This window comes from Nitrospinota bacterium, assembly GCA_035528715.1.
GTDB lineage: Bacteria > JADFOP01 > JADFOP01 > DATKYB01 > DATKYB01 > DATKYB01.
This window is the reverse complement of sequence record DATKYB010000022.1, coordinates 1-8,748: the sequence shown is the minus strand read 5'-3', so window position 1 is coordinate 8,748 and position 8,748 is coordinate 1. Positions and strand designations below refer to the sequence as shown.

The following is an 8,748-nucleotide window of genomic DNA, read 5'->3' as shown; positions in this document are numbered from 1 at the left end:
GGCTTTTATTATTCTGATACTTGAGTCTCTAGAAATATTGATCATCTCTTTAACCAGCTTTGAAGAAATACCCCTTCCCCTATATTTTTCGTCTACGGCTACACCAATCTCTCCTATGTGATTTTGATTTATCAATGTATTTCCAAAAAGGAGGGTACAGAGACCAACCACATTATTACTATTATCTTTAGCAATAAGAAATATCCTGTCATTCGATTCACAACACCTTCTGATAATATCATAATCTGAAAAGGCCATATAACTTGCAAAACCGCTCCTTTCATTCCCCATCCTTTTAGTAAAATCAACTATATCCCAATAATCCTCTGGTTTCGCCTTTCTTATTTCTATATCCATCAAGCGCCTCAAATATCATTGAAATATTGCTTTTATCCCATCGATACTCTCTTGAAGACACACTCTTTCTTCAATTCCCTGCCTTAAATATTGATTTATTTTATCTATAGTCTTGATGGCAAAATCTATATCTTTATTGCTGCCGGAGACATAAGCACCTAAATTAATAAGGTCCTCGGCCTCTTTATAAGTTGCAAGAACACTTTTAAAACGATTAGCCATTTCTAAATGCTCGGTAGAGATGATATCTATCATTAAACGACTGATACTATTTAATACATCTATGGCAGGATAGTGATTTTGAGAAGCTAAGCTCCTCGATAAAACAATGTGCCCATCTAATATAGCACGAACCGCATCTGAGATAGGCTCACTTAAGTCATCTCCTTCAACCAAAACCGTGTAGAGGCCGGTTATACTTCCCATACCCTCTTTAGCACCTCCCCTTTCCAATAGCTTAGGTAAAATGGCAAATACTGAAGGCGTATAACCCTTTGTTGTAGGGGGTTCTCCTATAGACAAACCTATTTCTCTCTGAGCCATCGCAAATCTTGTTATCGAATCAAACATGAGAAGGACATCTTTGCCCTTGTCTCTAAAATATTCTGCAATTGCAGTTGCTATAAATGCCCCCCTTATTCTTACAAGAGGAGGCTGATCAGAAGTGGCAGCCACAACGATTGACCTTTTCAAGCCCTCTTCTCTTAAATCCTTTTCAATAAAATCTTTTACTTCCCTTCCCCTTTCCCCAATCAGACCAACAACATTAATATCTGCCTCAGTATTCCTAGCCATCATTGACATCAAAACACTCTTACCTACCCCTGTACCTGACAAAATTCCTATTCTTTGGCCCTTTCCGCAGGTGAGAAGCCCATTAATGGTTCTGATACCTAAGTCTAATGGTTCAGCAATCCTCTTTCTTTTCAGAGGATTAATAGGCTCTGAATAGATGGGATATTCATCTTCAACTTCACAAAGAGGGCCTTTATGATCAATAGGTTCACCCAATCCATCTATTACCCTTCCCAAAAGTCCTTCGCCTGTCTTTATGTTTGGCTTGTTTTCTCCCTTGATTATTTTATCTCCTGGTTTTATTCCTCTGAGTTCTCCAAGGGGCATTAATAATATCTTATTATCTTTAAAACCAACGACTTCAGCTTTAATTGAACCCTTGTTGTTCTGAGAATATATATCGCATAAATCGCCTATTGAAGTGCTGGGGCCATAACCCTCAATAACCAATCCTATAACTCGAGTTACTTTCCCATGAACCTTTATGGGAGTTGCATTACTTATAACAGGAGAAAATCTTGTTAAAATACTGTCTTTTACACTCATAATTTTATTCTTGTTCCACTGAAGCGATTAACTTCTCTTTCATGGCCTCTAATTGTTTATCTAATCGAGCATCAATATCACCATAAATAGTCTCTATAAGACATCCTCCCTGAAGGATTGAATTATCTGCTTCAAAGGAAATATTCTTTAATCCATCAACATATTTGATAAACTCTTCCTTGTATTTAACTACGTTATCATAGTCTTCTGAGTTAATTCTAATCTTAATCTCTTCATTCCCTGCGGCACTTGTAATAGCCGCTTTTACGATATTTAAGACGATATTTTTATTTAATGTTATTTCCTGTTGAATTATCTTTTTTGATATTAATAATACAAGATCTAATAATTCTTTTTCTGCCTCTTGATATTTTTTCTCTTTATGACTTTGTATTTCATCCAATAGTTTTTCTAATCCATTGATTGTTATGTCTAGTTTTTTCTTCCCTCCTTCTAATCCCCTCTTCTCCCCCTTTAAGTAAGCTTCTTTTTCTATAGTTTCTGCCTTTTTTTTCGCGTCCCCTAACATTTTCTCTATTTCCATATCAAAAGGATTTGGCAGAAATCCTTCACTTGCCTTACTACCATTATTTGTGAAGTTCGTCTTTTCAAAAAGCTCTCTTTGAGCTCTGCCTTTTCTATTGATTTTCTCCTTAATAATCTCCTTTAGAAAAAAGAATTTTACAGAAGCTCCCTTATCCTTTATTTTTTTCAGTACATTAGACAAGAACGTCGTCCCCCCCACCGATAATGATTTTGCCTTCGCTTTCTAATTTCTTTGCTACCTTAGTAATATTCTGCTGGGCCTTTTCAACATCGCTTAGCCTTACAGGTCCCATTGCCTCCATATCCTCCAAAATCATAGTTACAGCTCTTTCAGACATATTTTTAAATATCAGTTCCTTTATCTCATCATTAGCGGTCCTAAGAGCAAGTATTAAATCTTCATTTGTAACCTCTTTTAATATCTCCTGTATAGCCCTGTCATCTAACAGAACTAAATCCTCAAACTTAAACATAAGTTGCCTGATCTCGTCTGCAAGGTCTGGGTTGTTCTCTTCGATTTGTGATAAGATGGCCCCTTCCGTATGTCTGTCTAATTGATTCAGCATATCAGCTACTTTTTGCTTGCCAGTAAAAGAGGAAGATGTATCTACAGAAGTTGAATCCTTAAACTCTGTCCTGAGAACATTACTTATCTCTTTTAATACCCCAACAGGGACTTTATCAAGCGTTGCTAATCTTATTGTTACTTCAGTCTTTAGCTGTTCTGGGAGGGCTTTTAATACTTCAGATGCATGGTTAATTTCCAGTTGAGATAAGATTACTGCAATAATTTGAGGGTGTTCATTTTTAAAGTAGTTTGCTATTGAGTCGGCATCAAGCCATTTTAAGGCCTCAAGACCTGACTTTCCCTCGTCGTCAGACATTTCATCAATGACCTCAGCTGCCGTTGCTGGATCCAATGCCTTCAAAACAACCTTTTTCACATACTCTTCACTGCCCTTTACAATTCCACCACCCTTCACTGATTTCTCGTACATCTCTTTTGTCACTCCATCAACAACCTCTTGAGGAATCTTGTCAAGCTCAGACATCAAAGTGCCTATCTTTCTTATCTCACCGACATCAAGATGTTTAAAGATTTGAGATGCTAAATCTTCTCCGAGAGAAATAAGAAATACGGCCGCCTTTTCAGACCCTCCAAGTTTTCTAAAATCCATATATTATCTTTTCTCCTCTATTTCCTTTCATCCAACCAAGTCCTTACAAGATCTGCAGCTTGTTTAGGATTTTCTTTTACGACATTAGCTACCTTGTTCCTAATAGCTACCCCTTCTCTTTCTTTTTCTGTTCCTTCTATTTCAGCCTCTAACTCACCAACTGTCTTGGGGAACTGAGAAATAGGTCCTTTTTGCATTCCTGTTGCTAAGCTGTTCATTATCGGTTTTATGATAAACAAAAATCCCAAGAGAACAAGAAGGGCACTGCCAGCATATTTTATTGCTGATATATAGAAACGCCTCTGTTCAACCTTTTCTATTAATCCATCCTCTTCGCCAAGGTTTATTTTTTCAAAGGCAATATTTTCAACAACTACTTGGTCTTTCCTTTTTTCATTGTATCCTATAGCGCTCTTTACAATATTCTCATATTTCTCTGTTTCTTCTTTTGTTCTTGCCAGATACTCTTCCTTCCCATCGACGAGTTCTCTTTTACCATCAACAAGCACAGCAACTGATAATCTGTTGACATTAACCACAGGCTCAACAATTCTTTCTGTTATTTTATTTATCTCATAATTTATCGTTTCATTTGTTTTCTTAAAATCAGACCTCGCGCCTTGTTCAAAGCTCTGACTCTGTTGTCCCGGCAGATTAGAAACTACCCCTGGAACACCAGCAGGTACTGGTCCCTTACCGCTTGATTTCTCTTCTGTAGAGTTTTGACTCCGCACAACCTGACTTTCAGGGTCATATCTCTCTTCTGTCTTTTCAATCTGACTAAAGTCTAAACTAGTTGAAACCCTGGCAATCACTCTTCCCTTACCAACGACCTTTTCAAGGATTGTCTGGACCCTATTTTCTAACCTCCTTTCAAGATTATTCTGATATTCTAGCTGTGAATTAGACAATTGACCTAAAAAAGAACTTTCTCCTCCTAACAAAATATTTCCATACTGATCAACCATGGTTATATTCTGAGGCTTTAAACCCATAACACTACTCGCTACTAGATGAACAATACCTTGGATTTGTTCCTTTTTTAGTTTTCTCCCGGGATGAAGCTTGACTAAAACAGAAGCAGTAGCCTCTTCTTGATCCTCGATAAAAAGAGTCTTCTCTGACATAACAAGATGAACCCGAGATTTATCCACCTCTGCTATCTGGTTTATTGTCCTTGATAATTCACCTTGCAGCGCCCTTTGATAATTAAGTTTTTGAACAAACTCCGTTAATCCAAAAGTATTCTTATCAAAGAGTTCGTAGCCTATACCACCTCCTTGTGGTAATCCTTCACTTGCTAATTGCAGACGGGTTTCATAAACATAATTTGCTGGAATCATGATAGAGTTTCCATCTCCAGATATACGATAGGGAACCTTTTGTTCTTTCAGCTTTAACATAATACTAGAGGCATCTTCCTGTGTTAAATTGGCATAGAGAAGCTGATAATTGGCATTCTGAGACAACACAATCATAACAATAGAACCAATCATAACAGTTCCTAATAGGAACAAGAGGAACATTCTCTTGCCAACAGAAAGGCCTCTTAAAAATGTCTGAAATTGTATATTCAATTGTTTTAAAAAATTAAACATTTTACCTCATACAAATTAAAAGTTAATGTTTTAGAGAGGCATTCTAATGATTTCTTCATAGGCTTTTATTATCTTTTCTCTAATCTGCATCATTAATCTGAATGAAATATCTGCCTTTTCTATAGCTATCATTGTCTCATGAATATTTTTTTCATTTCCAACTGCCAAATTCTGGATGGTTTTATCTGCTTCTTTCTGAAGCTTGTTTACATCTTGAAGATAATTTTTTAGCATATTGCCAAATGATGCGCCCGATTTCTCTTGGGACTTCTTTTTATTAGAGATGGGTGGGAGACCGTTTTTGATATTACTATCAATAAATATCTCTTTCATTTGATAACTCCTTATAAAAAAATTAGCGTCCTATTGTTAGAGCTTTTAATGCCATATTCTTTATAGAATTGATAGCCGTTACATTTGCCTCATATGAACGTGTTGCTGAGAGAAGATTTACCATTTCTTCCATAATTCTAATATTAGGCATAGCGACAAACCCCTCTTCATTAGCGTCTGGGTGTTGTGGATTATATACCAGCCGAAAAGGTCTTTGATCTTCTATGATATTCACTATATTAACTGCCCTTATATTATTATTTAACTCTGCATCTAAGATATTCTGAAAGGGCCTATTTAAAGGAGTAGCTGAAAACACAATATCTTTTCTCCTGTAAGGAACTCCTTCTGAAGTTCTGGTTGTGTTTGCATTTGCAAGATTACTCGAAATAACATTCATTCTTAGGCGCTGTGCGCTCAGACCTGATGAACTGATTTTTAAAGCTGAGAAGAAATCCATTTTATCTTCTTTCTCCTTCTATTGAGTATTTAACTAATTGAAGTAATTTTGATATTATGTCAGCAGAGGCATTATACATAATGTTATTCTCTGCCAATTTTGTCATCTCTTTATCTATATCTACTGTATTCAAATCTTCCCTCATTAAAGTTGTAGGGCTGGAGATGATGTTTGGCTTTATTTCATTGAAATTTTCACTATTTATTGGCAAATGATTAACATTTGTTCTTTTTAAATGGGCATTATCTCCTATTACCTTCTTGAGTTGGTCTTCAAAAGTGATATCCTTCGCCTTATAACGAGGAGTATCTACATTAGATATGTTTGAAACCAAAATATTATGCCTTTTGGCTCTAAAATCTAAAATCTTTTCAAGGAGGTTAATTGTCCTACCGAAAATTCTATTTACGCTCATATTGTTATCTCCTTTGCACTAAAAAATGCAAATAATATACCAAATACCAACTCTCTCTTACTAAATAATTTTTAAAACCTTTAATCATTAAAATGTATCATCAATACTGAATTTTTAATCATTCTTTAAAGAATTGTTATATCTGCTTTAGAGGATTTTCCTTGTATTCATTCAATTTATTTCTCAATGTTCTTATACTAATACCTAATACCTTGGCTGCATGAGTCCTGTTCCCACCCACTTCATCAAGAGTTTTAAATATGAGTTGTTTTTCCATTTCCCTTAATGAAACTCCAGCCCTTACAGATATTGATTCTTCATTGTCAAATTCTTCATTCATAAATAGATTCTTAGGTAAAATGACATCTCCATCACATAAAACAACTGCTCTTTCGATAACATTCTCTAGCTCCCGTACATTTCCCCTCCAATAATATTTTTTTAATAAGTCAATAGTCTCTTCAGATATCCTCGATGTTTTTTTTCCGTTTCTCTTACTATATTTTTTCAAAAAATGATCTGCCAAAATTGATATGTCTCCTTTTCTCTCTCTTAAAGGGGGGATCGTTAAAGGTATTACATTAAGCCTATAGAAGAGATCCTCTCTAAAATTTCCTTTTTTCACTTCTTCTTTTAGATCCTTGTTTGTTGTAGAAACAATCCTTATATCTATAGGTATAGGTGTCCTGCCTCCAACCCTATCGATTTCATATTCCTGCAATACCCTGAGAAGCTTTGCCTGTAATTGATGTTCCATTTCGCTAATTTCATCCAAAAGAATTGTACCGTCGTTCGCTAACTCAAATTTACCTATTTTTCTTGCTATCGCCCCTGTAAAAGATCCTTTCTCATGTCCGAAGAGCTCACTCTCTAACAGACCTTCTGGCAAGGCAGCACAGTTAATGGCTATAAAAGGTTTATCCCGTCTTTGACTTGATTTATGTATATAGCAAGCTAACAGTTCCTTCCCCGTACCGCTCTCACCCTGAATCATAACAGCTGAGTTGCTTTTGGATATCTCTTCTGCTATTTCTAAAATCTCCAACATCTTTTTATTCTTGGTAACTATCTCCTTTTTTTGATTGATCTTTATTTGAGAAAAATCTCTTTGGGGAAGGCTCTTCTGATCAATATTTAACAAAGCCTTATTGACAACACTTTCTAATTTTTCTGTGGAGAACGGTTTAATAATATAATCAAAAGCACCCTCTTTCATAGCCTCTACAGCTGTATCGATTGTACCGTAAGCTGTAATCATAATAACTGGAAGATGTGGTATTTGCTTTTTTACTTTTCGTAAGACTTCTAGGCCATTCATTCTTGGCATTTTCATATCTGTTAGAACTAGATGAAAGTTATTCTCCTTCAATTTGCTTATAGCTTCAAAACCATTTGAAGCAGTAGTAACATCATATCCAACCCTAATTAATGTCTCTCTTATGGCTGCTCTCATTCCAGCCTCATCATCTATAACTAAGATTGGTCTTTCACCCATTAACGATTCTCCTTTCTATTATTATAATTGCTTCTCTAAACCAAGGATTTTTGAATTATTTAAAATTCTTTCAGTCTTAGCTTGTCTAAATCTTTCAATAGGAATTGAAATACTAAACTCTGTTCCCTTTCCTTTTATGCTTTTTGCGCTAATAAAGCCGTTATGTGAATCTATTATATTATGAACAATGGCTAAACCTAAACCTGTTCCCCTTTCTTTTGTTGTAAAAAAAGGAGTGAATATACTTTTTATATACCCTTCTGGTATACCATTCCCAGAATCTACAAATTTTATCTCAACAAGATTTAATCCATTCATATTTTTTCCGTTAATATTTTTTTCATTATTTTCTTTTCTATTGAATTTACCATCTAAAACCTTTGTAGAAATGTTCAGGGTTCCTCCTTCTGGCATGGCTTGGATGGCATTCAATGTAAGGTTAAAAAATACCTGTTTTAAAAGCTCTCCATCACCTTTTATAATAGGATTTTTAGACCCATAAATTCTTTTTAAACATATATTATTCTGTTTGAGATTATAGTTAATAAAAGACGCTGCATTATCTAAAAATTCATGAATGTCTATATCGGTAAAAGCAGGTTTTTGGGTCTTTGTAAACAAAAGGAGATTCGAAAGAGTATGGTTGAGACTCTTTATAGACGATATAATATGTTCCACTAGTTTCAAATTATCTGGATTATCTTTTAATTCCCTTTTAAGCAAAGAAGCAAATAACTCGATACTTCCCAGCGGATTTCTAATCTCATGGGCTATATTAACCGCTAACTCTCCCATTGCCATGAGTCTGTTTCTTCTCTCTGCTTGTTCTTCTAATTTTTTTAACCTTGTAATATCTTGAATAACAATAATCTTTCCAATAGTTTTTCCTCTGGCATCTCTTAAAAGATGGATATTTATTGAAATAAACAATTCTGTTCCTTCTTGAGTTATCAGTTTCGTCTCTGTTTTAGATATTTTTTGTTTTCTTAAGGGAGGATTTGATTCCAAGAGCTTGTTAAAAAAAT

10 protein-coding genes are annotated in these 8,748 nt (G+C 35.1%); all 10 read right to left on the bottom strand.

Translation table 11 applies throughout. The features are described from left to right. The coding region (locus VMW81_01435; GenBank protein ID HUU49603.1) for a GNAT family N-acetyltransferase at window positions 1–357 on the bottom strand (357 nt) is incomplete at its 3' end. Window positions 358–372: 15 nt separating this feature from the next. After that, on the bottom strand, window positions 373–1,698 hold the full coding sequence (fliI, locus tag VMW81_01430) for a flagellar protein export ATPase FliI (protein HUU49602.1): 1,326 nt from the start codon (window positions 1,696–1,698) through the stop codon (window positions 373–375). A 4-nt stretch (window positions 1,699–1,702) separates the two neighbouring features. Beyond that, the gene (locus VMW81_01425) at window positions 1,703–2,425 is read right to left on the bottom strand and encodes a FliH/SctL family protein (protein HUU49601.1); all 723 of its coding nucleotides are present in this window, start codon (window positions 2,423–2,425) and stop codon (window positions 1,703–1,705) included. Further along, window positions 2,418–3,422, bottom strand: a complete 1,005-nt coding sequence (gene fliG, locus VMW81_01420; protein ID HUU49600.1) for a flagellar motor switch protein FliG — start codon at window positions 3,420–3,422, stop codon at window positions 2,418–2,420. Before fliG ends, VMW81_01425 begins: the two co-directional genes overlap by 8 nt. Before the next feature lie 17 nt (window positions 3,423–3,439). Continuing rightward, window positions 3,440–5,020: a flagellar basal-body MS-ring/collar protein FliF gene (gene fliF, locus VMW81_01415; GenBank protein HUU49599.1), complete on the bottom strand. Its 1,581-nt coding sequence runs from the start codon at window positions 5,018–5,020 to the stop codon at window positions 3,440–3,442. Window positions 5,021–5,050: 30 nt separating this feature from the next. Beyond that, complete coding sequence (fliE, locus tag VMW81_01410; GenBank protein ID HUU49598.1) at window positions 5,051–5,353, bottom strand: flagellar hook-basal body complex protein FliE; 303 nt, start codon at window positions 5,351–5,353, stop codon at window positions 5,051–5,053. 22 nt (window positions 5,354–5,375) lie between these two features. Continuing rightward, complete coding sequence (flgC, locus tag VMW81_01405; GenBank protein HUU49597.1) at window positions 5,376–5,813, bottom strand: flagellar basal body rod protein FlgC; 438 nt, start codon at window positions 5,811–5,813, stop codon at window positions 5,376–5,378. Window position 5,814: 1 nt separating this feature from the next. Then, window positions 5,815–6,228, bottom strand: a complete 414-nt coding sequence (gene flgB, locus VMW81_01400; GenBank protein ID HUU49596.1) for a flagellar basal body rod protein FlgB — start codon at window positions 6,226–6,228, stop codon at window positions 5,815–5,817. 136 nt (window positions 6,229–6,364) lie between these two features. After that, window positions 6,365–7,723 (bottom strand): sigma-54 dependent transcriptional regulator, encoded by a 1,359-nt coding sequence (locus VMW81_01395; protein HUU49595.1) that lies wholly within the window; start codon window positions 7,721–7,723, stop codon window positions 6,365–6,367. 21 nt (window positions 7,724–7,744) lie between these two features. Then, on the bottom strand, window positions 7,745–8,748 hold a 1,004-nt coding region (locus tag VMW81_01390; protein HUU49594.1), incomplete at its 5' end, for an ATP-binding protein.

What these genes read in the sequence shown, in the direction of transcription:
- fliE (HUU49598.1), bottom strand. Translation starts at nt 5,353, where the DNA reads ATGAAAGAGATATTTATTGATAGTAATATCAAAAACGGTCTCCCACCC.
- fliG (HUU49600.1), bottom strand. Translation starts at nt 3,422, where the DNA reads ATGGATTTTAGAAAACTTGGAGGGTCTGAAAAGGCGGCCGTATTTCTT.
- fliF (HUU49599.1), bottom strand. Translation starts at nt 5,020, where the DNA reads ATGTTTAATTTTTTAAAACAATTGAATATACAATTTCAGACATTTTTA.
- fliI (HUU49602.1), bottom strand. Translation starts at nt 1,698, where the DNA reads ATGAGTGTAAAAGACAGTATTTTAACAAGATTTTCTCCTGTTATAAGT.
- VMW81_01395 (HUU49595.1), bottom strand. Translation starts at nt 7,723, where the DNA reads ATGGGTGAAAGACCAATCTTAGTTATAGATGATGAGGCTGGAATGAGA.
- flgB (HUU49596.1), bottom strand. Translation starts at nt 6,228, where the DNA reads ATGAGCGTAAATAGAATTTTCGGTAGGACAATTAACCTCCTTGAAAAG.
- flgC (HUU49597.1), bottom strand. Translation starts at nt 5,813, where the DNA reads ATGGATTTCTTCTCAGCTTTAAAAATCAGTTCATCAGGTCTGAGCGCA.